This window comes from Streptomyces sp. H27-D2 (genome assembly GCF_035828615.1).
In the GTDB taxonomy this organism is placed as follows: Bacteria; Actinomycetota; Actinomycetes; order Streptomycetales; family Streptomycetaceae; genus Streptomyces.
This window is the reverse complement of the sequence record NZ_JAYMZR010000051.1, coordinates 17535-42877: the sequence shown is the minus strand read 5'-3', so window position 1 is coordinate 42877 and position 25343 is coordinate 17535. Positions and strand designations below refer to the sequence as shown.

General features: G+C 72.4%; 16 protein-coding genes. 5 read left to right on the top strand and 11 right to left on the bottom strand.

Features of this window, described 5'->3' with window-relative positions; genetic code table 11:
• Positions 1 to 27: 27 nt before the first annotated feature.
• Together QMK28_RS20015 and QMK28_RS20010 are read right to left on the bottom strand one after the other, a co-directional pair.
• Positions 28 to 3654 carry a hydantoinase B/oxoprolinase family protein gene (locus QMK28_RS20015; RefSeq protein ID WP_326439865.1) on the bottom strand — a complete coding sequence of 1209 codons (3627 nt, stop codon included), beginning with the start codon at positions 3652 to 3654 and terminating at the stop codon, positions 28 to 30.
• Between the two features lie 177 nt (positions 3655 to 3831).
• A complete protein-coding gene (locus QMK28_RS20010; protein ID WP_326439863.1) occupies positions 3832 to 5265 on the bottom strand; it encodes a HEAT repeat domain-containing protein in 1434 nt (477 codons plus the stop codon).
• Between the two features lie 353 nt (positions 5266 to 5618).
• On the opposite strand from QMK28_RS20010, the gene QMK28_RS20005 reads away from it, so the two are divergent.
• The gene (locus QMK28_RS20005; RefSeq protein WP_326439860.1) at positions 5619 to 7106 is read left to right on the top strand and encodes a PP2C family protein-serine/threonine phosphatase; all 1488 of its coding nucleotides are present in this window, start codon (positions 5619 to 5621) and stop codon (positions 7104 to 7106) included.
• Between the two features lie 117 nt (positions 7107 to 7223).
• Here QMK28_RS20005 and QMK28_RS20000 read toward each other — a convergent pair whose 3' ends face one another.
• Positions 7224 to 8735 carry a DNA-binding protein NsdB gene (locus QMK28_RS20000; RefSeq protein ID WP_326439858.1) on the bottom strand — a complete coding sequence of 504 codons (1512 nt, stop codon included), beginning with the start codon at positions 8733 to 8735 and terminating at the stop codon, positions 7224 to 7226.
• A gap of 234 nt (positions 8736 to 8969) precedes the next feature.
• Here QMK28_RS20000 and QMK28_RS19995 point away from each other — a divergent pair, with 234 nt between their 5' ends.
• A complete protein-coding gene (locus QMK28_RS19995; protein WP_326439856.1) occupies positions 8970 to 10148 on the top strand; it encodes an aminoglycoside phosphotransferase family protein in 1179 nt (392 codons plus the stop codon).
• Between the two features lie 420 nt (positions 10149 to 10568).
• Positions 10569 to 12551 carry an N-acetylmuramoyl-L-alanine amidase gene (locus tag QMK28_RS19990; protein WP_443050776.1) on the top strand — a complete coding sequence of 661 codons (1983 nt, stop codon included), beginning with the start codon at positions 10569 to 10571 and terminating at the stop codon, positions 12549 to 12551.
• A 125-nt stretch (positions 12552 to 12676) separates the two neighbouring features.
• Here QMK28_RS19990 and QMK28_RS19985 read toward each other — a convergent pair whose 3' ends face one another.
• The 3 genes from QMK28_RS19985 to QMK28_RS19975 form a co-directional block, all read right to left on the bottom strand.
• Positions 12677 to 15103, bottom strand: coding sequence for a glycoside hydrolase family 95 protein (locus tag QMK28_RS19985; protein ID WP_443050775.1), 2427 nt, complete (start codon positions 15101 to 15103; stop codon positions 12677 to 12679).
• A gap of 172 nt (positions 15104 to 15275) precedes the next feature.
• On the bottom strand, positions 15276 to 15776 hold the full coding sequence (locus tag QMK28_RS19980; protein ID WP_326439851.1) for a hypothetical protein: 501 nt from the start codon (positions 15774 to 15776) through the stop codon (positions 15276 to 15278).
• Between the two features lie 140 nt (positions 15777 to 15916).
• Positions 15917 to 18820, bottom strand: coding sequence for a helix-turn-helix transcriptional regulator (locus QMK28_RS19975; RefSeq protein WP_326439885.1), 2904 nt, complete (start codon positions 18818 to 18820; stop codon positions 15917 to 15919).
• Between the two features lie 337 nt (positions 18821 to 19157).
• On the opposite strand from QMK28_RS19975, the gene QMK28_RS19970 reads away from it, so the two are divergent.
• The gene (locus tag QMK28_RS19970) at positions 19158 to 20249 is read left to right on the top strand and encodes an isoafricanol synthase (protein WP_326439849.1); all 1092 of its coding nucleotides are present in this window, start codon (positions 19158 to 19160) and stop codon (positions 20247 to 20249) included.
• Between the two features lie 160 nt (positions 20250 to 20409).
• Here QMK28_RS19970 and QMK28_RS19965 read toward each other — a convergent pair whose 3' ends face one another.
• Positions 20410 to 21048, bottom strand: a complete 639-nt coding sequence (locus QMK28_RS19965; RefSeq protein ID WP_326439847.1) for a CGNR zinc finger domain-containing protein — start codon at positions 21046 to 21048, stop codon at positions 20410 to 20412.
• A gap of 194 nt (positions 21049 to 21242) precedes the next feature.
• Between QMK28_RS19965 and QMK28_RS19960 the strand changes: the two genes are divergently transcribed.
• Positions 21243 to 21422, top strand: a complete 180-nt coding sequence (locus tag QMK28_RS19960; RefSeq protein ID WP_326439845.1) for a pyridoxine 5'-phosphate oxidase C-terminal domain-containing protein — start codon at positions 21243 to 21245, stop codon at positions 21420 to 21422.
• A gap of 121 nt (positions 21423 to 21543) precedes the next feature.
• Here the strand turns inward: QMK28_RS19960 and QMK28_RS19955 are convergent, their stop codons facing one another.
• The 4 genes from QMK28_RS19955 to QMK28_RS19940 form a co-directional block, all read right to left on the bottom strand.
• The gene (locus QMK28_RS19955) at positions 21544 to 21783 is read right to left on the bottom strand and encodes a DUF397 domain-containing protein (RefSeq protein WP_326439843.1); all 240 of its coding nucleotides are present in this window, start codon (positions 21781 to 21783) and stop codon (positions 21544 to 21546) included.
• Between the two features lie 165 nt (positions 21784 to 21948).
• Complete coding sequence (locus tag QMK28_RS19950) at positions 21949 to 23115, bottom strand: thiolase domain-containing protein (RefSeq protein WP_326439841.1); 1167 nt, start codon at positions 23113 to 23115, stop codon at positions 21949 to 21951.
• On the bottom strand, positions 23108 to 24229 hold the full coding sequence (locus QMK28_RS19945) for a thiolase domain-containing protein (RefSeq protein ID WP_326439839.1): 1122 nt from the start codon (positions 24227 to 24229) through the stop codon (positions 23108 to 23110). The genes QMK28_RS19950 and QMK28_RS19945 overlap by 8 nt, the downstream gene beginning before the upstream one ends.
• Positions 24229 to 25257, bottom strand: coding sequence for a Zn-ribbon domain-containing OB-fold protein (locus tag QMK28_RS19940; RefSeq protein WP_326439838.1), 1029 nt, complete (start codon positions 25255 to 25257; stop codon positions 24229 to 24231). Before QMK28_RS19940 ends, QMK28_RS19945 begins: the two co-directional genes overlap by 1 nt.
• Between the last annotated feature and the right edge of the window lie 86 nt (positions 25258 to 25343).

Genomic DNA, 25343 nt, shown 5'->3' with positions numbered 1-25343 from the left:
CCCGGACCGTCGGCCACTGCGCGCTGCTCAAGCGACCGGCACCCCGTACCCGCCGCCCCCCGGCGTACGGATCACGAGTACATCCCCCGCCCCGACATCCACCGCATCGCACCCCCGCAGCGACTCCGTCGAGCCGTCGGCCCGCTCGACCGCGTTCACCCCCGTCGCGCCCGGCTCGCCGCCGGCCATCCCGTACGGCGGCACTCGCCGGTGCCCGGTCAGCAGCGCCACCGTCATCGGCTCCAGGAAGCGGATGCGCCGGATCACCCCGCAGCCGCCGTGCCACCGGCCGCGCCCGCCGCTGCCCTCGCGTACGGCGAAGTCCTCGACCCGCACCGGGTAGCGCCACTCCAGCACCTCGGGGTCCGTGAGCCGGGAGTTGGTCATATGGGTCTGCACGGCGTCCGCGCCGTCGAAGCCCTCGCCCGCGCCCGAACCGCTCGCGACGGTCTCGTAGTACTGCACCCGGTCGTTGCCGAAGGTGACGTTGTTCATCGTGCCCGAGCCCTCCGCCTGGACGCCGAGCGCCGCGTAGAGCGCGCCGGTGACGGCCTGTGAGGTCTCGACATTGCCCGCGACGGTGGCCGCGGGGAAGACGGGGGCCAGCATGGAGCCCGCCGGGATGCGGACCTCCAGGGGCTTCAGGCAGCCGCTGTTGAGCGGGATGTCCTCGCTCACCAGCGTCCGGAAGACGTACAGGACCGCCGCCATCACCACCGAGCTGGGCGCGTTGGCGTTGCCCGGCTGCTGCGGTGACGTTCCGGCGAAGTCCAGCACGGCGCTGCGGGCGGCGCGGTCGACGCGCAGCGCGACCTCGATCCGCGCGCCGCTGTCGGTCTCGTAGCTGTACGAGCCGTCGCTCAGCCCCGCGACGATCCGGCGCACCGACTCCTCGGCGTTGTCCTGCACATGGCCCATATAGGCCCGCACCACCTCCATCCCGAACTGCTCGATCATGTTCCGCAGTTCGCTGATGCCCTTCTCGTTGGCGGCGATCTGGGCGCGCAGATCGGCGAGGTTGGCGTCGGGGGCACGCGAGGGGTACGGGCCCGCGCCGAGCAGCTCGCGGGTCTCGCGCTCGCGCAGCGTGCCGTCGCGTACCAGCAGCCAGTTGTCGAAGAGGACGCCCTCTTCCTGGATCGTGCGGCTGAAGGCGGGCATCGAGCCGGGGGTGATGCCGCCGATCTCGGCGTGATGCCCGCGCGAGGCGACCAGGAACAGCAGCTCAGGGCGCGCCTCGGCGTCGGCCGCCGCCGGCTGCGGGTCGAAGACCGGGGTGACGACGGTGACGTCCGGCAGGTGTGTTCCGCCGTGGTACGGGTCGTTGATGGCGTACACGTCGCCGGGTCTCATCGCGTCGCCGTTGCGCCGCAGCACTTCCTTGATGGACTCCCCCATCGACCCCAGGTGCACCGGGATGTGCGGTGCGTTGGCGATGAGGTTGCCCTCGGAATCGAACAGCGCGCAGGAGAAGTCGAGCCGTTCCTTGATGTTGACGGAGTGCGCGGTGTTCTCCAGCCGCAGGCCCATCTGCTCCGCGATGGCCATGAAGAGGCTGTTGAACACCTCCAGCATCACGGGGTCCACCTCGGTGCCGACCGCGACCGTACGGGGCCGTGGCCGCACCCGGGTGAGCAGCAGATGCCCGCGCTCGCCCGCGGCGGCCTGCCAGCCGGGGTCCACGACGGTGGTCGCGTCCTCCTCTACGACGATCGCGGGGCCGGTGAGGGTGTCCCCCGGGCTGAGCGCGGAGCGTCGGTACAGCCGGGTGTCGCGCGGGCGCCCCTGCGCGAACATGCGCACGGTGCCGGCCGGGTGCGAGCCGCCGTCCCGCTCCGCCGGCTCCACCTCGTACCCGCCGGAGCGGCTCGCCTCGCCGACGGCCTCGACCGACACCGTCTCGGCGACCAGCGGCTTGTCCATACTGAACGCGTACCGGGCGCGGTGGATCCGTACGAACTCCGCGGCCATCGCGCCGGCGGTGTCCAGCGGGACGGGGATGCTCGCGTCGGTGCCCGCGTACCGCAGATGGACACGGGGCTCGGTGCGCAGGCCGGCCTCCGGCACGCCGTCCGCCAGCAGTTCCTCGCGGGTCCGCTCGGCCAGCTCGGCGCACACTTCGCGCACCCGCGGCAGATTGCGCTCGCTCAGCTCGACCTCGACGGACCGCTCGCGCATCGCGGTGGCGTCGGCGACCCCGATGCCGTACGCGGAGAGGACTCCGGCGAGCGGCGGGACGATGACCGTGTCGATGCCGAGGGCGTCGGCGACCGCGCAGGCGTGCTGGCCGCCCGCGCCGCCGAAGCTGGTCAGCGCGTAGCGGGTGACGTCGTGGCCGCGCTGCACGGAGATCTTCTTGACGGCGTTGGCCATGCCCAGCACGGCGAGGTCGAGGAATCCGGCCGCGACCTCCTCGGGGCTGCGGCGGTCCCCGGCGGCGTCCGCGGTGCGCCCGGCCAGTTCCGCGAAGCGGGTACGGACCGTCTCGGCGTCCAGCGGCTGATCGGCGCCGGGGCCGAAGACGGCGGGGAAGTGGTCCGGCTGAATCCGGCCGAGCATCACGTTCGCGTCGGTGACGGTGAGCGGGCCGCCGCGCCGGTAGCAAGCGGGGCCCGGGTCGGCGCCGGCCGAGTCGGGGCCGACCCGATAGCGCCGCCCGTCGAAGTGCAGCACGGAGCCGCCGCCCGCCGCGACGGTGTGGATGTTCATCATCGGGGCGCGCATCCGCACCCCGGCCACCTCGGTGCCGAAGACCCGCTCGAACTCCCCCGCGTAGTGCGACACGTCGGTCGAGGTGCCGCCCATGTCGAAGCCGATGACGCGCCGGTGCCCCGCCTCGGCGGCCGAGCGCGCCATGCCGACCACGCCGCCGGCGGGTCCGGACAGCACGGCGTCCTTGCCCCGGAAGTGCGCGGCCTCCCGCAGCCCGCCGTTGGACTGCATGAACATCAGCCGGACGCCCCGCAGCTCCTTGGCGATGTCGTCCACGTACCGGCGCAGGATCGGTGAGAGATACGCGTCCACGACCGTGGTGTCGCCGCGCGGCACCAGCTTCATCAGCGGGCTGACCTCGTGCGAGCGGCTGACCTGGGTGAAGCCCAGGTCGCGGGCCAGCTCGGCGACCATCCGTTCGTGGGCGGTGTGCCGGTAGCCGTGCAGGAAGACGACGGCGGCGCTGCGCAGGCCGTCGCGGTGGGCGGCGCGCAGCGCCTCGGCCGTCGCGTCGAGGTCGGGCTCGCGCAGCACACCGCCGTGTGCGTCGACGCGCTCGGGGACCTCGATCACCCGGTCGTAGAGCGCCTCGGGCAGCAGGATGCGGCGATCGAACAGGCGTGGCCGGTTCTGGTACGCGATGCGGAGCGCGTCCCGGAAGCCCTCGGTGATGACGAGGACGGTGGGCGCGCCCTCGCGTTCCAGGAGGGCGTTGGTCGCGACGGTGGTGCCCATCTTGACGACGGCGATCCGCTCGCCCGGGACGGGCTCCTCCGGCTTGAGGCCCAGCGTCCGCCGGATGCCCTCCACGGCCGCGTCGGCGTAGTGCTCCGGGTCGTGCGAGAGCAGTTTGCGGGTCACGAGCCGGCCGTCCGGGCGTTTGCCCACCACGTCGGTGAAGGTGCCGCCGCGGTCGATCCAGAACTCCCAACGTTCTGTCATCCCGCCATTGTGACGCAGGGTGGGTGGTTGCGCGGTGACCGCGCGATGGTCCGGTCCGCCCGGTGGGGGGGGTGTCCTCAAGCGCCGGACGGGCTGAATTTTTAGCCCGTCCGAAGGGCACCCGTCCGAAGGACACATATGGCGGGGGTGACACAGGAAACCTGCCGGTCACGGCGGCTAGCGCGCGGGCTCGTCCGGGGCGATGCGGCTGCGGGACGCAGTCTGTACTTCGCTCTCCTCGGCGGGGTCGGCCGCGAGCCGGCGCAATTGCTCCACGACCCGGTCGTCCCCGGTCGCGGCGTGCCGGGCGGCGAGTTCGCGGGTGCTCTCCTCGCAGTCCCACAGGCACTCGACCGCGAATCCGGCCCCGAAGGACGGGTCGGTGGCGGCCAGCGCGCGGGCGGCGCGGCCGCGGAGCTGGGAGGAGGAGGTCTCGCGGTAGATGTGCCGCAGTACGGGTGCGGCGGATTCGATGGCCAGCCGGCCCGCCCCGTCGACCAGGGTCCAGAGCGCGTTCGCGTCGGATCCCGCGGTGCGTACGGTCCCGGCGAGCGCGTTCAGGACGAGCTCGGAGTCCCGCGGGCCGCCTCTGCAGGCGAGCATGCCCGCGGCGGCGGTGCCCAGGGCGTCGGTGCGGTGGGCCCAGAGGCGGGCCCGGTCCAGCGCGGCGATGCTGCGCATGCGCTCGAAGGCGCTGAGTGCGGCGTGTGCGACGAGGTCGGCCAGCGGGTCCGCGACGGCTGCCTCGATCAGGTCCAGCACCTCGGGGGCGCCGGTGTCCGCGAGGTGCCGGAGGGCCGCGGCGCGGGGCGCGTCGGGGCCGGAAGCGGCGGCGGCCAGGAGCTCGGGCCGGTCCTCGGGGCCGGCCACCGCCGCCAGACAGCGGGCCGCAGCGTCGTGCCGGCGGCCGCCGGGGTCCAGCTCGTGCTGCTGCTGGGCCCAGCGCAGTACGTCGCCGACGCTCCAGCCGGGGCGCGGCGCGCCGGAGCGCAGTTGCCGTTGCCAGCGGTCGAAGCAGCCCTGTTCCTGTGCGGCGCGCACCCGCACGCCGTACAGCGGATCCTCGGCCCACAGCCGCCAGGGCCGGGGCTCGAACGAGGCCCGTACGGTCCGGGCCAGCTCGGCGTCGCCTTCGGGGGTCGGGGGGAAGCGGGCGAGCGTCACGGGGGCCAGCGCGCGCAGCGCGGTGTCGTCGTCGCGCAGCGCCAGCTCGTCGAGCGCCCACTCCCAGTTGCTGCCGCCGGCGGCGTAGCGTCGCAGCAGGTGCAGGGCGTCGTCGCGGCCGTAGGAGGCGAGGTGGCCGAGGACGGCGAGGGCGAGGCCGGTGCGTTCCTCGCCGGTGTCCAGCTGGTCGTCGACGTGGACGAGGTGCGCTTCGATCTCGTCGAGCCCGCCGTCGAGCTGCAGGCACAGCCGCGCGTAGTAGAGGGAGCGGTTCTCGGCCTGCCAGTCGTTCCTGGGGTCGCGCAGCACGCAGTGGTGGAGCGCGGCGAGCGCTTCCGCACGCGGTGCCGCGAGGGCATGCAAAGTCCCGTCTCCGCGGCCCCTCTGCAAGAGGCCGAGCAGGGTTCCGCTGGGCGCTATGTCTGAATCGACTGGACTGTCATGCATGGAGTCAGCATCCGGTGCGAGGAGTTTCGCTGGCAACGGGATTTCCGCTGACCGGCATTCTTGCCGGTGAGTATGCGTTCTACGCCTGATGGGAGGCGAGGATTGCGGGGCTCCCGAGCGCCGCAGCCTACCTGGAAGGAGCAGTTCCGCCGAGTCCTGCCCGATATGCCCCAGCAAGGCCTGAGGCATATGCCCTATGCACCCCCGATGAGGGTATTGCCAAATGACTTACGGGCCGTCGCAGCCTGTGCAAGAGTCGTAACCGGCCCTTCTGCGGATCCGTTGTCTGCGGATTCCGTTGATCGGTCGATTCCGTCAGAGCTGGCCGCGCCGCCCCTGTATCGGAGTACGACATGCCGCCCCCCCGCTTCGCGGATCGTCCGGCCGCCCAACCGCCCGAGCGCGGAGCGGTCGAAGCCCTCATCACGCAAACGCTGCATCTGCGCGGCGGCATCGCCGCCGTCCGGCGCGAGGCGCTGACGGACGACGACCCGCAGCTCCGCTGGCAGCGCGCGCTCTGCGATCTCGCGGTGCACCACCTCGATGACCTGGGGGAACACCTCGGCCAGCTACGGGAGGGACTGCCCACGGACGGCGAGAAGAGCGGCGCGGGCAACGGGTTCACCGACGGGGACGCGTTCGCCGACGGGACGGCGGGATCGTCGCCGCAGTTGCCCGTGGCGCCCCCCGAACCGCTCCCCGGATCCCTGCTCAGCCGGGTCGGCAGCGCCGAATGGAACCTGCTCACCGACGAGGTCAGCTGGTCCGACGAACTCTTCCGGATCTTCGGCCGCTCCCCCGAGGACGGCCCGCTGTCGCTCGACGAGCTGCCTTCCTGCCTCCCCGCGGAGGACCAGCAGCTGTTGACCACGATGGTCACCGACTGTCTGGTGGAAGGTAAGGCGATCGACGGCGAATTCCGCATCGTGCGCCCTGACCAGCGCGTTCGCACGATGCACATGGTGGGCGAGCCAGTGCTCGACGCCGACGGCGGCACCGCCTCCATGTGGGCGGTGCTGCGGGACGTCAGCGAGCTGCGCCGTAGCCAGCGGGCGGTGCGCGAGACCCGTGACTCGCTGCAGCGCCAACGGCACATCGCGCAGACCGAGCACCGGCTTGCGGTCGAACTGCAGGAGGCCGTGCTGCCGCCGTGGCGCGGCTCCCTGCGGTTCCCGCACGGCGGTCCGGTGGCCCTGGACCTCGGCGCCCACTACCTCCCCTCCGGAACCAGCGCCCTGATCGGCGGCGACTGGTACGACGCGATGCAACTCCCCGACGGACAGACCCTGTTGAGCGTCGGCGATCTGACCGGGCACGGTGTCACCGCCACTTCGGGCATGGCGATGCTGCTCGGTGCGCTGCGCGGCATGGCGCTGGCCGGCCTGGAGCCGGGCCCGCTGATGGCCCGGCTCAACCAGCTCCTCGACACCTCCGCGCAGCCCACCCTGGGCAGCGCCGTCTGCTGCCGCTACGAGCCCGGCAGCCGCACCCTGACCTGGGCGCAGGCCGGACACCCCGCCCCGTTGCTGTTCCGCGGCGGCAAGGGGCGCGCCCTGCTGCCGCCGGACGGCGTACTGCTCGGAGCGATGTCCGGCGCCCTCTACGGCCAGGCCGAGGAACGGCTCGCACCGGGTGACATCCTGGTGCTGCACACCGACGGTCTGTCCCCGCGCAGCACCGATCTGGACACGAACGCGGGCGCGCTGCGCCTGCTCTCGCTGGCTCCCGGATTCGCCGCGGCACGGAGCGCGCAGGAGTGTCTGCGGGCCGTCATCGAAGAGTTCGGTGAGACGAACCGCGAGGACGATGCCTGCGTGCTGGTGGCTCGGATCAGCTCTTAGCAGACGTTTGAGACGTCAGCGCTTGGACGTCTTGGACGCGTATCAGCTCTCACATACCCCCAAGCTTTTCCCCATCCTCAGCATCCTCAGCGGCGGAAGCCAGAAGCGACGGACCGCTCACACGTCCCTGTTGAGCCCTCTGCGCACGCCCTTCGCCGACTTCACCACGGGCTTCGCGGCCTTCCTCGGCAGCGCGAGCTGGATCTCCTCGCGGAGGTCCTGGATCGTGGCGTGGTCGGAGAACTGGCCGGTGAGCCGGTACATCTCGCGCAGCCGGTCCCAGGTTCGATGTGAGGAGGTATCCCCTATCGACACCAGCGCCAGTCGCGCGTAGGTGTCGGCCTGCTCCGGGTCGTTGGCGATGAAGCAGGCCGAGGCGAGCGAGAGGTAGTCGAAGATCTGCGACCGCTGACGGCCATCCTCCCGCAGCCGCAGCGCCTCTTTCGCGTGCCGCTGGGCGGTCCGCGCCGCCGAGGGGTCGTGCTCGGCGAGCGTGCGGAACGCGAGGGCCTGCATGCCGTGCAGATCCGCCTCGTTGAACATCTGCATCCAGCTCGGGGGCGGCACATCGGTCCGGTCCGAGGTGAAGAGGTCCTCCGCCTCGCCCAGGGTGCGGCGCATGGCCTGCCCGCGCCCCAGTGACGCCTGTGCCCACGCCTCGATGGTCTGGAGCATGGCGCGGGTGCGCGGCAGGGTCTCCTCGCCGGAACCGGACTTGGCCAGCTTCATGAGGTCGAGGGCGTCGTCGGGACGCCCCAGGTGCACCATCTGCCGGGCCGCGCGGGACAGCGCCTCGCCGGCGCGCGGCCGGTCGCCGCCCTCGCGCGCCGAGTGCGCGGCGATCACGAAGTACTTCTGGGCGGTCGGCTCCAGGCCCACGTCGTGGGACATCCACCCGGCGAGCACCGCCAGGTTCGCCGCCACCCCCCACAGCCTGCGCTGGAGATGCGGCGGGTGGTGGTAGGCGAGCATGCCGCCCACCTCGTTGAGCTGGCCGACCACGGCCTTGCGCTGCAACCCGCCGCCGCGGGCCGCGTCCCAGGCGCGGAACACGTCGACCGAACGCTCCAGGGCGTCGATCTCCTGCGACCCCACGGGGGCCGCCTCGTAGCGGTCATAGCTGGCCGGATCCGCCGAGGCGGTCAGCGGATCGTCGAATCGGGGAGCGTCGGCCGCCAGGGCCGGGTCCGTGTGAAGCCAGTCCTGCATGGCGCTCGTGAGGGCTGAGCCTGCGGCTAGCGCGGCGCCCGCGCCAACCAAGCCACGTCGGTTGAGCATGAGGTCCATTCCCGTGAATTCGGTGAGGACCGCGGCCGTCCGTTCGGGCGCCCAGGGCAGACCGTCCACAGCCTGCCGTTTTCCCGCGCGTCCTTGCCGGTCGAACCCGAGATCCTCGATGGTCACGACACGGCCGAGTCGCTCGGTGAACAGATTCGCCAACACCTGGGGCACGGGATCGCGCGGCGTTTCGCCGGTGTCGATCCACCGCCTGACCCGGGATGTATCGGTTGCCAACTGCGGGTGGCCCATGGCTGCCGCCTGCCGGTTCACGAGTCTCGCCAGCTCCCCCTTGGACCAGCCGGCGAGGCCGAACAGGTCCGAGAGGCGGGTGTTTGGTTCCTTGCTCACGTCAAGCCCCCAGGTTGCTCGGCTGAGTTGACAGTAACCGGCTGTCACGTGCGCCGCGACTATTCGCCAGGGTTCGCCAGGGTTCGCCAGATGGTGTGCCACCCGTCCCCGGGTGTCGTGTTAGGAACGCGCCACCCGGCCCGGCGGCCGGACCTCACTCCCCAGGGTGTTGATCCGCCGTCCGGTCCGGGGGACGCGGCAACTTGTCGGCGCACGAAGGGATCTGTATCACCCATGTACGCAGCATCGTCCTCCGTGTCCGCCCCGCTCCGGCCCCTCCGGCCGCACCACCCGCAGCAGACCGGCACCAGTTCGAACAGCGGGCCGTATCTCGACCCCAACCACTCCACAGCCGCCGTCGGCGGACGGCCCCGGCGGCCGCAGGGGCTCGGCCCCCAACCGCTCAGCGGGAGACTCGACTTGTCCGGCCCACAGGGCTCGCAGCTGCGCGCGGCCATCGCGTCGGTGCTGCGCATCTGCCCGGAGTTCAACCCCGTCCAGGTGCTGCGCCGCAGCAGCAGGTCCGTCCTGCTGATCGGCACGACGGGACGCAGCACCGCGGTCGCCAAGTGTTTACTGGACCGTTCCCCCGCATGGACCGAACAGTTCCGGCACGAGATAGCTGCATACCGCGCGTTCGTCCGGCACCGCCCGCCGGTGCGGGTGCCGCGTCTGATCGCAGCGGATCCGGAGAACTGCACGCTGGTCATCGAACGTATGCCCGGACGCGTCGCCGCCCTCCAACGACACCCGGTCGAGGCCCCGCCACAGGCTGATATCCGGGCCGTGCTGGCCGCGATCTGGCAGGTCAATCGCTGGCGGCCGCCGTCCGGCATGTTCGACGCGCCCATCGACTACCCGACCCGGATCGCCCGCTTCCACGAACTGGGCCTGCTCACCGACCGTGACATGGGCGACTTGCAGAAACTGCTGCACGGGCTCGCCCACACCGGCGGCAAGTACGGCCAGGGCCAGTTCTGCCACGGCGACGCGCTGCTCTCCAACATCCTGCTCTCGCCCACCGGGCCGGTGCTGCTCGACTGGGAGCACGCGGGCTGGTATCTGCCGGGGTACGACCTGGCGACCCTGTGGGCGGTGCTCGGCGACGCCCCCGCGGCGCGCCGTGAGATCAGCAAGCACGCGCAGGCCAAGGGACCCGCGTCCCGCGACGCCTTCCTGATCAACTTGATGATCGTGCTCACCCGCGAGATCCGTAACTACGAGACCAAGCTGCAACGGGCCATGCACGGCACGCCCGGCGTCCCCGGCCTAGTGGGCCGGCCGTCCGGCGGCGGGGGCGCGGCGAGCTCCGGCTGCGAGGTGGGCGAGGAGCAGCGGCTGCTGCTGCGCCGGTTGCACGACGACTGCCAGATGGCGCGGCGAGCGGTCCGCGCCGCCGTCGGCACCCGCTGAGAGAGAAAGCCCTGAGCAGCCCTGAGCCCACTGAGGAGAGCCACCGGAGCCACCGAGAGAAGCCGCTGAAACGCCGAAGCCGCTCCGCGCCACCACCGCCGAGCGGCTTCGGCGTTCCACCGACCGGGGGGGGCAGTGCGCTGCGGCGCGCCCAGGAACCGTCCAGGAACCGGGCGCGCCGCAGCCGTCCGCGCACCGTTCCCTTCGTTGTGCGGCGTTCACCTCCGGGCAGCCGGGCTGCGCTCCACGCGCGCCCCCGGAATTCCCGCGCACCCCGGGATCAGCGTGTTGAACCCGCCCCCTGGGCATGATTGACGGATCGTCGGCGAACCGATACCTCTAGGCGGGTTCGGCCCCGCACGGCTGTCGGCGCACCATCGGTCACCGCGCACGGCCCCGGGCCAGCTCAAGGAGGCTGCATTGCGATCCGCCCCTCACCACCCGAGAACCGACCGCCCACGCACCCGGCGGCCGTTGCGCGCCGCAGGCGTCGTGACCTCTGCGGCGCTGCTGCTGCCACTGGTCTCAGCCGCCCCGTCCGCGACCGCGGAGCAACCCCGGTCCGGCGCGTTGCAGGCGGCGTTCAGCGACGCGGCCGCGCGCTATCAGGTTCCGCGCAGCGTGCTGCTCGGCGTCTCGTATCTGGAGACCCGGTGGGACGCGCACCACGGCGCGCCCAGCGTCTCCGGCGGCTACGGGCCGATGCACCTCACCGACGCGCGGACCGCGCTGGCCGAGGCCCCGCACCACAGCGAGGGCGCCGAGGACGCCCGCGGTGACACCTCGCGCCCCAGGACGGTCCGCACCAAGGTCCCCGAGACCGCCGAACTCCCCGCTCGGCTGCGCACCCTGGACCGCGCCGCCGAGCTGACCGATCTGCCGGCCGGTGAGCTGCGGCGAAGCTCCCGGGCGAATGTGGCGGGCGGCGCCGCGCTGCTCGCGGCCGCGCAGCGCAAGCTGGGCAAGCCGCTCAGCTCCGACCCCGCCGACTGGTACGGCGCGGTCGCCGGGTACTCCGGCGCGGACGACTCGGCGACCGCCGCGGCCTTCGCGAACGATGTCTTCGACGTCATCCGCACCGGCGAGGCCCGCACCACCGACGACGGCCAGCGGGTCGCCCTCGCGGGCAGCCCCGGCGTCGCGGCCGACACCGCGCAGCTGGGCCGGCTGCAGCTGCGCGCCCCCGCCGAGGGGAACGGCGTCGAGTGCCCCTCGGCCGTGGGCTGCGAGTGGATCCCGGCGCCCTACGAGGAGTTCGGCGACGGGGACTACGGCAACCACGACAAGGCGGACCGGCCCAGGGACCAGTCCGTCGACTACATCGTGGTGCACGACACCGAGGGTTCCTGGGACACCACGATCAAGCTGGTCCAGGACCCGACGTACGTCTCCTGGCACTACACCCTGCGCTCCTCGGACGGGCACATCGCCCAGCACGTCCGGACCAAGGACGTGGCCTGGCACGCGGGCAACTGGGCGATCAACTCCAAGTCCGTCGGCCTGGAGCACGAGGGCTTCCTCATCGCGCCGGACGCCTGGTACACCGAGGCGATGTACCGCACGTCCGCCCGGCTGGTGAAGTACCTCGCCAAGAAGTACGACATCCCGCTCGACCGGCAGCACATCATCGGCCACGACAACGTGCCCGGCCCGACCGCGGCGAGCATCGGCGGGATGCACACCGACCCGGGTCCGTACTGGGACTGGTCGCACTACTTCAAGCTGATCGGCAAGCCCTTCCACCGCACCGCGGGCTCGCACGGCGGGCTGGTCACCATCCGGCCGGACTACGCCGCCAACAAGCCCGACTACACCGGCTGCGTGAAGGCCGGACAGCTGTGCGACCCGCACGGCTCCGGCGCGGTACGGCTGCACACCGCGCCCGCCGCCGACGCGCCGCTGGTCAAGGACATCGGGCTGCGGCCGAACGGCGCCGACTCCACGACCGGCGTCAACGACACGGGCGCCCGCGCCTCCACAGGCCAGCGGTACGCGGTGGCCGGGCGGCAGGGCGACTGGACGGCGATCTGGTACCTCGGCCAGCAGGCGTGGTTCCACAACCCGCGCCGGCAGCCGACCGCGGTCGACGCCAAGGGGCTCGTCATCACGCCGAAGCCCGGCGCGGCCGACGTCCCGGTGTACGGGAGGGCCTACCCGGAGAAGGAGGCCTACCCGGCCGGCGTACCCGTGCAGGCCGTCTCCCCGCTCCCGTACAAGCTCCTGGCCGGCCAGAAGTACGCGGTCGGCGGGAAGGTGCGCGGCGAGTACTTCTACGCGCCGACGTTCGAGACCGCTGGGCACGCGTTGGTGCGCGGCGAGGAGCGCTACTACGAGATCCAGTTCGGACACCGGATCGCCTATGTGAAGGCCGCCGACGTGATCGCGCGGTCGTCGGGGAGGTAGTCCCCGGCCGATGCCGCAGCGTGGGGCCCCTGTCGGATTCCGGGCGGGGCCCCACGCTCGCGGTGCCGGTCGGATGGACTGACGGGGCGGCGCATCTGTACGTACGCCGCCGTCAGTCCGGTCCGTCAGCCGCGCGCCGTGAACTCGTAGGTGTGCCCGCCGTCGGCCCGGAGCAGCAGGACGCCGTCCTCCTCGCGTACGGACGGCCGCCGCGCGCCCCCGCCCCGCGTGTCGCGCACGGTGTACCCGGCGTCGAACAAGCCGCAGCGCAACCCCAGTTCACCGTCGCAGCCGGCCGTCACCGCGATCCGCCGGGCCGCTCCGTCCTGCCAGTCCAGGTCGACGGTGGCGTCGCCGCGCGCCCGCAGTCCCCGTACCGAGCCGGTCGGCCAGCTCGCGGGCAGTGCGGGCAGCAGGTCCACGACGCCGTGGTGGCTCTGGACCAGCATCTCGACGACGCCCGCGCAGCCGCCGAAGTTGCCGTCGATCTGGAACGGCGGGTGGGTGTCCCAGAGGTTGGGCAGGGTCGAACTCTTGAGCTGCTCGGCGAGCATCTTGTGGGCGTGTGTGCCCTCGCCCAGCCGCGCCCAGAAGTTGACCTTCCACGCCTTGCTCCAGCCGGTGCCGCCGTCGCCGCGCGCGGTGAGCGAGACCTTGGACGCGGCGGCCTCCTCGCTGCCGGGCTGGATCTGCCGGCCGGGGTGCAGGGCGAAGAGGTGCGAGACGTGCCGGTGGTCGTCGGTCCGGCTGTCCAGGTCGGTCTTCCACTCTTGGAGCTGGCCCCACGACCCGATGCGCAGCCCGGGGTCGAGTCCCTTCAGCGCCTTCTCCAGCCGGGTGCGGAATTCCGCGCCCTCGCCGACCGTGCCCGCCGCCTCCAGGGTGTTGCTGAACAGGTCATGGACGATCTGCTGGGACATGGCCGCGCCGGCGGTGAAGTCGCCGTGCTCGGGCGAGTAGCTGGGCGAGACGACGAGCTTGCCGTCCCGAGGGTCGGTGTGCAGGTTGTCGAGCCAGAACTCGGCCGCCTCCTTCATCGCCGGGTAGGCGGTGCGGCGCAGATAGCCGGCGTCGAGGCTGAAGCGGTAGTGCTCATAGAGGTGCCGGGTGAGCCAGGCGGCGGCTTCCGGGAACCAGAAGGCGGTGGCCCAGTCGTGGACGCCGGTGAAGCCGTACGGATTGGTCTCGTTGTTGACCACCCAGCCGGCGGACCCGAACATCTCCTTGGCGGTGATCCGGCCGGGGGCGCGCAGCGCGGTGACGAAGCGGTCCAGCGGCTCGGCGGTCTCGGCGAGGTTGGCGGCCTCGGCGGGCCAGTAGTTCATCTGCATGTTGATGTTGGTGTGGTAATCGGCGGACCAGGGCGGGGTGGTGCTGTTGTTCCAGACGCCCTGCAGGTTGGCGGGCAGCGAGCCGCGCCGGGAGGAGGCGATCAGCAGGTAGCGGCCGTACGCGAAGTAGAGGGCTTCCAGCGCGCGGTCGGCCGCGCTCGCGCCCCCGGTGTATCCGGCGAGCAGCTTGTCGGTGCTCACTCCGGCGGGCATGGCCTGGCCGATGTCGAGTGCGACCCGGTCGAACAGCCTGTGGTGGTCGCGGAGATGGCGGTCGAGCAGCGCGCCGTAGCCGATCACCGGCGCGGCGTCCACCGCTTGGGTGACGCGCCGGTGCGGGTCGTCGCCGCGGTAGTGGGGGTAGGTCTCGGAGTAGTCGGTGCCGGCCGACAGGACGAACCAGACGTCGTCGGCCCCGGTGACGGTGACACTGCCGGCCGCCGTGTCCTCGGTGCGCGTACCGCCGTGGTTGAAGACCCGGATCTGCGCTTCGTAGCCGAGTCCGTTGTCCTTGAGCTTGCCCCGTACGGCGATCCGGCCGCCGGCCGCCGAGACCTGGCGGCCCTCGTGCGGCGAGGTGGTGCGCACGGTGCAGCCGACCTGGCCGGGACGGTCGGCGGTGAGCCGGCCGGCGATGACGTTGCCGGGGTGCGAGGCGAAGAACTCGCGGCGGTGGGTGACGCCCCGCGTCGTGTAGCTGACGCGGGCGACGGCGTCGCGGAGGTCCAGTTCCCGGCGGTAGCCCTCGGGGGCGGTGGGCGCGCCGGGGATGTCCAGCCGAAGATCGCCGAAGGTCTGGTACGCGCCGAAGCCGGTCTTGGGCTGGCCGAGCCGCGAGGCCACCGCTTCGGGGCTCGCCGTGCCCTGCTCGTCGAGCTGCCGCCGTACGCCCTCGACGGCGCCGGGGCGGGGCCGCCGCCAGTTGCCGAAGTCGTAGCCCGGCGAGCCGGGGCCGCCGGTCCACAGGGTCTTCTCGTTGAACTGGAGCTGTTCGGAGGCGACGGTTCCGAAGACCATCGCGCCGAGTGCGCCGTTGCCGATGGGCAGCGCCTCACGCTCCCAGTCGGCGGCGGGCTTGCTGTACCAGAGCGTCAATTCATCGGATGTGTCGGCCGTAGCCGCATCGCCCTCCGCTGAAGCCGCGCCCGTCGGCCCCGCACCTTCCGCAGCCGCGGCGGCAGCCGCCCGGCCTCCCACCGCGAGCGCTGCGACCCCACTCATCGCGGTCTTCACCGCGGTTCTACGACGAATCCCCTGATGCATCACCAGCTCCTCGGACGGCTCGAAGCACGCTCTCCCGGATGGGCGAGACCGAGGCTAGAGGTCCGATGACCAGATCGACAAGGGGCATGACAAAACAGAAAGGGCCGAGAGGTGGGGTGCGGGCGAGGGCTCAGCCCTGCTGGAACAGCTCCGCGGGGAGCGGCTTCAACAGCTGGTAGAGGTCGTCGGTGATCGGACGGTCCCAGCTGGCGATGGTGACGAGGACGCCGTCGTTGCGGTCGAACTGGGCGCAGGAGATCCGGCCCTCGGAACACTTGAGGCGGCGCACGATCAGCAGGTTGTCCTCGTGCATCACCGGGGTGTCCTCGGTGCTCACCACCACGACCTCCTCCTCGTTGCCGAGGGCCACGAGCAGCTGGGCGACCTCGAAGGGCACCTGCCCCTCGGCGAGATCCCGGACCGGCGAGCCCAGCGGCAGGTTTCCGATGACCATCGCGGGACCGCGTCCGCCGAACAGGTCGTACCGGAGGAAGACGCCCTGGCAGCTGCCGTCAGGAGCGGGCAGCAGCCCGGCGCCGAGGTTGCCGGGCCAGTCCCCCGGGTCCATCGCGAGGACGTCGAAATCCGGCCCGGTGGGCATGGCGGCGCTGCGGCGGCGGAGGAACGACATGCGGACATGGTACGTGCCCGGCAGCCCCCCGCGACGTGCGGGAGCCACGGGGTGCTCCGGCTGTCGGGGACTCCCGGAGCCGGGTCCTGACCGGCGATCGGCCTCGGCCGGCGGGCTGGGGCCGGTTCACCGCACCGGGCCTAGTGACCGCCCCCGTCCGGAATGGCTCCGAAGAGCCTGGGCAATCCCGCGTGGTCGGTACCGGCCTTGCGGTAGACGACGGACAGCAACCGGCCCACATCCCGCTCGGGGATGGCCAGTTTCTCCGCTATCAGCGGGTTGGAGCAGCCCCGGCCGGCCAGCTCGGCCACCACTCGCTCCTGTCCGGTGAGCGCGTCGTTGTCGGTGATGCGCAGCTGGAGCGGGCGCAGCCCGGCCGCCGAGAGTTCGTCGCGGGCGCGCGCCGCCAGGGTGTCCGCCCCGCAGTGCACCGCGCCCTCCAGACCGCGGTAGAGCCGGTCGGCCGCGTCCTGCGGGAGGCCGACCGAGCGCAGGGCCGCGCCGTGGTCGACCAGCGCGGTGGCCAGTGTGTAGGCGGAGGGCGAGCGTTCGAGCTGCTGGACAGCCTCGGACAGCAGCTTCATGCCGGCCGCTCCGGGTGTCACGGCGGCCGCAGTGTGCAGCGCCGTGCCGATCGCGGAGGGGGTGCCGAAGTGCCGGACGCGCTGGACCGCCTCCTGGGCGTTCTCCATGGCCCGCGCCGGGTCCGAGAGCGCGAGGGCCTGCGCGAGCCGCAGCTGCCAGGGGCACCATGCCGGATTGCGCATGCCGCGCGGATCCAGCCGCCGGCCGACCGCGGTCAGGTGCCGTTCGGCGTCCTGGCGCAGCCCTTGGGCGAGCAGCAGTTCGCTGTAGACGGTCTCGGAGTCGGGGTAGACGACGGCGTTGGGGACGACCTCCCCGTACGCGTAGGTGTCGGCGAGCTCCCGCGCCTCCTGGGTGCGGCCGCGGGCGAGCAGGATCTCGATGAGGATGCCGATCGCGAACCACTGTGCGGGCACCCGCTGCCCCACCCGGTCGGCGATCTGCAATCCGCTGTGCACCAGTTGCTCGGCCTCGGCGAGCCGGCCGCGCCGGTAGCGGATGTACCCGAGCAGGGTGTAGCCGAACGAGAGGTGCGCGCCGCGCCAGCCCTTGCGTTCGCACTCGGCGATGCCCTTGATGAAGAGCTCCTCGGCTCTGCCGGGCCGGTCGCAGTACATGAAGGTGAGCGCGACCAGGACCGGCACCTCGAAGGCGCCGTTCTCCTCGGTCCACGGCATTCCGTCGCCGAGCGCCTCCTCCGCGTAGTGCAGCGCGGTGCTCGCGCTCTCGCCGCGCACCATGGCGTCCCAGGCGCGCAGCCCGAGGATGTAGCGCTCGGCCGTGCCGCGGCCCTTGAGGTGGTCCGCGAGCCGGGTCAGCAGCCGGGAGCGGGCCGGCGAGTCCTCCTCGTCGGCGCGGAAGGCGTTCCACATGAACTGCTCGGCCTGCATGCGCAGCCGGGTGCGGGAGACGGTGGCCCGCCCGGCCTCCTGGGCGACGACCCGCGCGGCCTCTTCCATCCAGTCGGTGTGGCCCAGCGCCTGGGCGAGCCGGTAGGTGATGGCCTCGCGCAGCTCCGGTTCCAGCTCGGGTTCCTCCAGGGCGGTGCGCAGATGGTTGACGGTGGTCGCGGGCTCGCTCAGCAGTGAGGAGCGGCCGAGTTCGAAGAGCACGCCGGCCCGGTCCTGGATGGCCGGGGGCTCCCGCAGGGCGCGCTCCAGGCAGCGGCGCGCCGCGTCCGGGGCTCCGGCGCGCAGGTATTCCTCGGCCGCCGCGCGCAGCTGCGTCACGGCCCAGGAGTCACTGTCGGGGTGCATCTCCAGCAGGTGCCGGGCCGCGGCCGTGGCGCCCAGGCCGGCGTCGGTGACGCTCATGGCGGCCTGGCCGTGCATGGCGACCCGCAGCGCGCCGGGGATCGCGCGGTAGACGGCGGTGGCGACCAGGGGGTGAAAGAACTCCCAGGTGTGGTCGGTGCTGCTGCCCTCGCCGAGGATGCGGGCCTCGCGCAGCCGGTCGGCGGCGTCCGACGCTTCCTGCCTGCCGAGTCCGGCGAGGCCGGCGGCGAGCGAGGGGGAGACCTGGCTGCCGAGCACGGCCGCCGCGTAGGCCAGCCGGACGGTGGCGCTGCCGAGCCGCTCCAGGCGCTCGATCAGGCCGTTGCCCTTGACGGCGGACGCCAGGTCGCGCAGCTCGGGCACATTGGCCTGCTGCGGTTTGAGGCCGCGCTCGCCGATCTTGGCGACGAGTTCGACCACCTCGAAGGGGTTGCCGCCGGTGACGGCCCAGCACTCGCGGCAGAAGGCGTCGTCCGCCGCCTCGCCCAGCAGCTCCCGGACGATCCGGCCGACCGCTCGCGGAGTGAGCGCCGCCAGGTCGAAGGGGCGCGAGCCCTGCCGTTCGGCGAGCCTGCGGAACGCTGTGGCGTGCAGGGGCAGTTCGTCCGGCCGGTAGGCGACGACGGCCAGCATCGGGAGTTTCTCGGCGCGCGAGACGAACGCGCTGAGCCAGGCCAGCGATTCCGAGTCCGCCCAGTGCGCGTCGTCGAGGATCAGCACGACGGGCGCCTGCTGCACGGCGAAGCGGGTGACGACCCAGTCCAAGCCGTCCCGTACGCCCTGCGGGTCGGGACTCGCACCGCCCGCCGTGGCGACCAGGCCGACGGCCGGGGCCACGATGTCGTACCAGCTGCCCAGCACCCTGCGGTGTTCCGCTTCGTCGGCGGCGGCGAATATCGGCTGGACGAGCTGGCGCACGACGTGGAAGGCCACGCCCTGCTCGTGCTCACCGCCGCGCGCCATCAGGACGGTGCAGCCGCGGGCGGCGGCCCTGCGGCGTACTTCCGCTATCAGCGCCGTCTTGCCGAGGCCGGCGGGACCCGCGAAGGCGATGAGACCGCCCGCACGCGCCTTGACCGGATCTTCGGCACTTCCACACAGTTCCGTCAGCACATGGTCCAGCGCGACGAGTTCGGATTCCCTTTCGAGCAAGGGCTGTCGCGCTCGACGGTGTTGGCCGTTCATATCTGCCACGTCCGCTCCCCTTCGGCAGGTAACGCCGAGCGTACGCCGGACAGCCGGTCCGCCGGAGCCGTACGGCAAGATCCGTAGCACTGGACCGGGAGTGCGCGCGCCCTGCGCGCGCCCGGTCGTACGCCCTGCTCGGAGCGGCAGTCGGCAAGGGAGCGCGCGCACCGGCGCTACGCGCTGCCGGTACACCTCCGTGCCCCGGCGCACTCCGCGTCAAATCCTTGACCCCTCAACGTTGTTCCCGTTCACTGAAGGCTTCCTGAGGGCCTGATTCCGCCAGTATCGGATCATCACAACGCAGCAGAACAGCGCAGCACGAAGGGGGCGGATCATGACAGAACCGACAGGTTTCGGCAGCCCGCGGCCGGGGTCGAATCTCGCTGAGCGCACCGCGCGGATCGACATTCGCGCCCCCCTGGGGATCAGCCCCGACACCGAGGCGGCCCGTCGCCACACGCTGCGCTGGCTGCACGAGTTGGGCATGCTGCGCGGCGAGTCCGCGACGGCCGAGTACGACGTGCTGCGGCTGGAGCGGCTGATGGCGTACTTCTATCCGGAGGCCCGCGGCGCCGACCTCGAACTGGCGACCGACCTCAACGGCTGGTTCTTCCTGTTCGACGACCAGTTCGACGGGGACCTGGGGCTGCGGCCGGAGGCCGTGGCCGTCCTGGTGGACGCGATCGTGCGGACGATGTACGACGTCCCCGAAGTGCCGCCGCGGGCCGGCGAATCGCCCGGCCCGCTGCTCGTGGGGTACCGCGATCTGTGGCGGCGCATCGCTGACGGCACGCCGCTCGCGTGGCAGCACCGCTTCCGGGACCACTGGCGCGAATACCTGGACGCGTACCACTGGGAGTCACTCAACCGGACCCGGCGCGGGCCGCTCTCCCTGGAGCAGTTCCTGCGCGGCCGGCGGGACTCGATCGGCGTGCAGCCCTGCCTCGACCTCACCGAGCGCGCGGGCCGCTACACCATCCCGCGAGAGTTGCACACCGGCTCGCCGCTCGCCGAGATGCGGGAGATCACCGCCGATGTGGTGATCTTCGTCAATGACATCGTCTCGCTGGACAAGGAACTCGCGGCGGGGGACGTCAACAACAGCGTGATCATCCTGCACCGGAGCGAGGACTGCACGGTCGGCCAGGCCGTCCGCCGCGTCGTCCGGGCGACCAACGACCGCATCGGACGCTTCCAGCGGCTCGCCGAGGAGCTTCCGGGCTCACTCGCCGACTCCGGCGTCCCGGCGACCCTCCGCGATCATGTCGAGCACTATGTGGACGGCATGCGGCATGTGATGCGGGGCAACCTCGCCTGGTCGCTGGAGACCGCCCGCTACGACGCCCGGGGCATCGCGGCGGTCAGCGAGGGCCGGCAGCGGCCGTGGGCGGGCCTGTTCAATCAGAGCTCCGCGCCGGCGAGTTGAGCGGGTCGGCGAGTCGAGCGGGGCGACCGCTTCGACGACCCGCTCGTGCGGCGCGGACAGCCGGTCGTGGTGGAGGCCGCGACCACCTCGCAGCTGATGCGGGCGCGCGTCGGCTCGGCGGATCACGTCGCGTGCCGGGCCCGCGCCTACCGCGTACTCGCTATGGCGCGGTCCGGTGCCGCCGCTGGTGCCGGGCTACCCGGGCGCGGTTGCCGCAGGAGGGCTTGCACCACTCCTGGCGCGGGTGCTCCTTGACGAAATAGCGCACGCAGCGCGGAGCGGGGCAGGCGCGCAGCCGCTCGCGGTCAGGGCCTGCGAGGAAGCCGATCGCGGCGCGGGCCAGCGCGGCGGCCGGCCGGTCCCGGTCCGGGGCGAGGGCGGCGGTCTCCGTACGGACCACCGGCGCGCCCCCTTCGGGCCACTCCAGCCGGGCCGCCGTCGGCACCAGGGCCGCTGCCGCATTGAGCCGGCCGACCGCCTCGGCCACGGGCAGCAGCCGGTCCGCGTCGGCTGAACTCACCGGCCCCGGCCGCACGGCGCGCGCGAAAAGCGCGCGGACGGCGGCCCGCAACTCGCGCACCTCGCCGAGCACCGCCTCGTCCGCGCTGAACCGGGCCGCGTCCAGGACGCCGTCGAACGCGTCGGCCCGGCGGCGCACCAAGTCCGTCAGCCCAGCCGGATCGCTCAAGTCGTCGGCGACGCCGCCATGTCCGTCGTGGCGAATGGTGACGGCCAGCTCGACGGCCAGTGCGTCAGCCGGTGTGCCGGACGGAGTGGGCGGGAGCCCTGATGCCTGCATGGAACTGACCTTCTACTGGCAGCCGCTGGCCCGGCAGGTGCGCGTGCGGGGCCCGGCGATGCGCGAGAGCGCGGAGTGCGCCGCCGCCGATTTTTTGGCCCGCACAGCCGGCCCGCACAGCCGGCGCGCGCGCCGAGGCGCTGCTCGGGAGGCAGAGCCGCCCGCTGGACGGCCTCGCCTCCCGGGACGCGGCGGTGCGGGAGTCGCTGGCCCGGCTGGAGCGCGAACCCGGCCTCGTACCGCCCCAGTGGACGCTGTACACGCTGCGCCCCGAGCAGGTCGAGTTCTGGCAGGGCGACAAGGAGCGCGAGCACACCCGCCTCGGCTACCGCCGCGCCGACGCCTCCTGGAAGAAGGAGCTGCTGTGGCCCTGAACGGACCGGACCTGCTGACCCGCACGGGCATGAGAGCGAGCCGCCCGAAATCCTCGGGCGGCTCACTCTCACAGCCGGGCCGCTGTCCGCGCCGGTCCGTACCGCTCAGGTTCCATGGCGCTCAGGTGAGGTCGAACTCCCCGTCCCGCGCGCCGAGTACGAAGGCGCGCCATTCGCCGGGCGTGAAGATCAGTGACGGGCCCTCCGGGATGCGTCCGTCGCGCATCGCGATGTAGCCCTCGATGAAGGCGATCTGGACGTCCCCCGCTCCCTGACTGCTCGACTGCCAATCGGCGTTGCTGAGATCGAGCTTGGGCTTCTGGGTGCCAGCCAATGGCTGGTGCGTGATGCTGTCGGCCACGTCAGCGCTCCTCCCGGTTCGTCGTCCGGGGTCAGCCTAGCGATCGCGACCGGTGCCGGACAGGCCGCGAGACGATTCTCGCGATCTGTCCGGCGGGTACCCGCTCCACGTGGTAGGACGCTCAACTTCTCGACCTGCTTCACGCCGGGCCCGGACGCCGGTGGATCAGTTCGCGGGAGGCTCCGCGCCGACCACCCACATGGAGAAGAACTGGGCGCCGCCGCCGTACGCGTGACCCATCGCCCGGCGCGCGCCGTCCACTTGGTGCGCCCCCGCCCTGCCGCGCACCTGAAGCGCCGCTTCCGCGAACCGGAGCATGCCGGAAGCGCCGATGGGGTTGGTGGACAGCACGCCGCCGGAAGGGTTGACGGGGAGGTCTCCGTCGAGTTCGGTCACGCCGGACTCGGTGAGTTTCCAGCCTTCGCCCTCGGCCGCGAAGCCGAGATTCTCCAGCCACATCGGCTCGTACCAGCTGAACGGCACGTACATCTCGACCGCGTCGATCTCCCGGCGCGGATCGGTGATTCCGGCCTGCCGGTAGACGTCGGCGGCGCAGTCCTTGCCCGCCTGCGGCGAGACGAAGTCCTTGCCCGCGAACATGGTCGGCTCGCTGCGCATCGCGCCGCCCTGCACCCAGGCGGCCGGGTGCGGGGCGCGTGCCGCGCCCGCGCTGTCGGTGAGGATCATCGCGCACGCGCCGTCCGAGGACGGGCAGGTCTCGGAGTAGCGGATCGGGTCCCACAGCATGGGCGAGGACTGCACCTTCTCCAGGGTGATGTCGGGCTCATGGAGGTGCGCGTAGGGGTTCTTCAGGGCGTTGCGGCGGTCCTTGTAGGCGACCAGCGACCCCACCGAGTCGGGCGCGCCGGTCCGCCGCATATAGGCCCGTACATGCGGTGCGAAGAAGCCGCCCGCGCCCGCGAGCAGCGGCTGCTGGAAGGGTACCGGCAGCGAGAGGCCCCACATGGCGTTGGACTCGGACTGTTTTTCGAAGGCGAGGGTCAGCACCGTGCGGTGGACGCGGGCGGCGACCAGGTTCGAGGCGACGAGCGCGGTCGAGCCGCCGACCGAGCCCGCGGTGTGCACCCGCAGCATCGGCTTGCCGACGGCTCCCAACGCGTCGGCGAGGTAGAGCTCCGGCATCATGACGCCCTCGAAGAAGTCCGGGGCCTTGCCGATGACGACGGCGTCGATGTCCGCCCAGGTCAACTCGGCGTCCGCCAGGGCCCGTACGGCCGCTTCGCGGACCAGGCCGGCGATCGAGACGTCGTGCCGGGCGGAGACGTGCTTGGTCTGGCCGATCCCGACGACGGCCACGGGCTCCTTAGGCATCGGTGTCTCCTTCGAGGACGGCGACGAGGTTCTGCTGGAGGCAGGGGCCGGAGGTGGCGTGCGCGAGGGCGCGGTCGGACTCGCCGCGCTGGATGCGGGCCGCCGCCTCGCCGATCCGGATCAGACCGGCGGCCATCATCGGGTTGGCCGCGAGCGCGCCGCCCGACGGATTGACGCTCACCTCGTCGCCGAGCCGCAGCGCCTTGCGCAGCACGACCTCCTGCGAGGTGAAGGGGGCGTGCAGCTCGGCGGTGTCGACGGGCCGCTCGAAGAGGCCGGCCCGCTCGGCGGCGAGCCGGGTCGAGGGCGAAGCGGTGAGGTCCCGTACGCCGAGGCTGTGCGCCTCGATGCGGTGGTCCATGCCGCGGATCCAGGCGGGGCGGGCGCAGAGCCGGCGCGCGGTGTCCCCGGCGGCGAGCACGACGGCGGCTGCGCCGTCGCCGACCGGCGGGCAGTCGTGGCGGCGCAGCGGCCGCACCGTGTACTCCTCGGCGAGGAGCCGGTCGGGGGCGGCGGACGAGCGCAGTTGGGCGTGCGGGTTGCCGGCGGCGGCCGTACGGCTGCGGGCCGCGACCCCGGCCAGGGCGCGTTCGTCGGTGTCCCCCGCGTCGATGAGCGCCTGCGCCTGGAGCGCGGCCAGCGAGACCGGGTCGGGCCACAGCGGCGCTACGTAGTAGGGGTCGAGCTGGCGGGTCAGCACGTCCCGGACGTCGCCGGGAGAGGACTTGCCGTACGCGTAGACGAGCGCGGTCTCGGCCTCGCCGGTGAGCAGCTTGACCCACGCCTCGTAGAGCGCCCAGGCTCCGTCCATCTCGACATGGGATTCGGAGATCGGCGGCCAGGCCCCGACGCCGTCGAGCGTCATGGTGAAGGAGAAGGCGCGCCCGGCGAGGTAGTCGCTGGAGCCTGAGCAGGTGAAGTCGATCCCGCCCGCCTTCAGCCCGACCTGGCCGAGCGTGTCGTGCAGCACGGGCATGACCAGTTCGACTTCGGAGACCTCGTCGCTGTCCCGGGTGTGGTCGCTCTGGCCGAAGGCGACGACGGCTATCTCCCTGATGTCGCCGTGCCCGGTGTCGGCGTCCCTGGTGTCCCTGGTGTCCCTGGTGTCCCGCATCACAGCAGCTCCTTGTACACGTCGTAGTCGGCGTCGGGCTCGCCGTTGGGCCGGTAGTGGTCGGGGTGCCGGCTGCCCTCGGTCCATACGGGCTCCACCCGCAGCCCCATCCGCACCTGGTCGTAGGGGATGCCGCCGATCCGGCCGTGCAGCGCGAGATCCGCGCCGTCCAGGGCGATGTGGGCGTAGACGTACGGCACCTCGATGTCGAGGTTCCTGGCCTTGATGTTGACGATGCAGTAGGTGGTGACGGTGCCGCTCGGCCCCACCTCGACCTGCTCGTCGGTGGCGATGCCGCAGGTGGGGCACGCGCCGCGGGGCGGGACGTACACCTTGCGGCAGGCGGGGCAGCGCTCGCCGATCGTCTTGCGGTCGGCGAGCGCCGCGATGTAGCGGGACTGGGCGCGGCCGGGCGAGTAGGTGTAGTCGAGGCGGGCGGGAGTGACGATGCCGGTGACGGGGTCGGCGAAGACGCCGCTGTGCGGGGTGGCCGTGCGGCCCGCGGCGCCGGCGCGGACGGCGCCGCCCGCGCCGGTCGCCTCAGCGCGCGCGCCGGCTGGCGCGTCGCCCTTCGCGCCGCCTCGCGCCGCCTCCTCGGACGGCTCGAAGCACGCGATGTCGGTGATCGCGCCGCTCCGCTCGCCCGCCCAGCGGACCCGTACCCGCATGCCGGTGCGCACGGCGTGCGCGCCCGGCGCGTCCAGGGCGTGCAGCAGCGCGGTGTCCGCGCCGTCGAGCCGTACGAGGACCCAGGCGAAGGGGGTGCTCAGCGGCTGGTTCGGGCGCGGGCTCGGGTTCCAGGACCAGGTGGTGACGGTGCCCTCGGCGCCGACCTCGACCAGGTCGCGGATCTCGTCCGCGGTCACCGGGTCGTACTCGACGGGAGGGACGAGCACCCGGCCGTCGCGCGTCCGCACGCCCCGCCCGGCGCGCTCGCGCAGTCCGGTGAGGAAGGCGGACTGCACGGGACCGAGCGAGCGGGTGAACGGGAACTCGACGACCAGGGGGGCCTTCAGGACGTCTGTCATGGGCGGCAGCTCTCCTTCTGCGACTTCTCGCATCCTTCTGCGGCTGCTCGGATGCGGCGGGCTCTCAGGGACGGCGGCTTCGGGGG

Coding starts and splice junctions, on each gene's coding strand:
- QMK28_RS20015 (WP_326439865.1), bottom strand. CDS start 3,654: ATGACAGAACGTTGGGAGTTCTGGATCGACCGCGGCGGCACCTTCACC.
- QMK28_RS20010 (WP_326439863.1), bottom strand. CDS start 5,265: ATGCATGACAGTCCAGTCGATTCAGACATAGCGCCCAGCGGAACCCTG.
- QMK28_RS20005 (WP_326439860.1), top strand. CDS start 5,619: ATGCCGCCCCCCCGCTTCGCGGATCGTCCGGCCGCCCAACCGCCCGAG.
- QMK28_RS19995 (WP_326439856.1), top strand. CDS start 8,970: ATGTACGCAGCATCGTCCTCCGTGTCCGCCCCGCTCCGGCCCCTCCGG.
- QMK28_RS19985 (WP_443050775.1), bottom strand. CDS start 15,103: ATGAGTGGGGTCGCAGCGCTCGCGGTGGGAGGCCGGGCGGCTGCCGCC.
- QMK28_RS19980 (WP_326439851.1), bottom strand. CDS start 15,776: ATGTCGTTCCTCCGCCGCCGCAGCGCCGCCATGCCCACCGGGCCGGAT.
- QMK28_RS19975 (WP_326439885.1), bottom strand. CDS start 18,820: ATGAACGGCCAACACCGTCGAGCGCGACAGCCCTTGCTCGAAAGGGAA.
- QMK28_RS19970 (WP_326439849.1), top strand. CDS start 19,158: ATGACAGAACCGACAGGTTTCGGCAGCCCGCGGCCGGGGTCGAATCTC.
- QMK28_RS19965 (WP_326439847.1), bottom strand. CDS start 21,048: ATGCAGGCATCAGGGCTCCCGCCCACTCCGTCCGGCACACCGGCTGAC.
- QMK28_RS19950 (WP_326439841.1), bottom strand. CDS start 23,115: ATGCCTAAGGAGCCCGTGGCCGTCGTCGGGATCGGCCAGACCAAGCAC.
- QMK28_RS19945 (WP_326439839.1), bottom strand. CDS start 24,229: ATGCGGGACACCAGGGACACCAGGGACACCAGGGACGCCGACACCGGG.
- QMK28_RS19940 (WP_326439838.1), bottom strand. CDS start 25,257: ATGACAGACGTCCTGAAGGCCCCCCTGGTCGTCGAGTTCCCGTTCACC.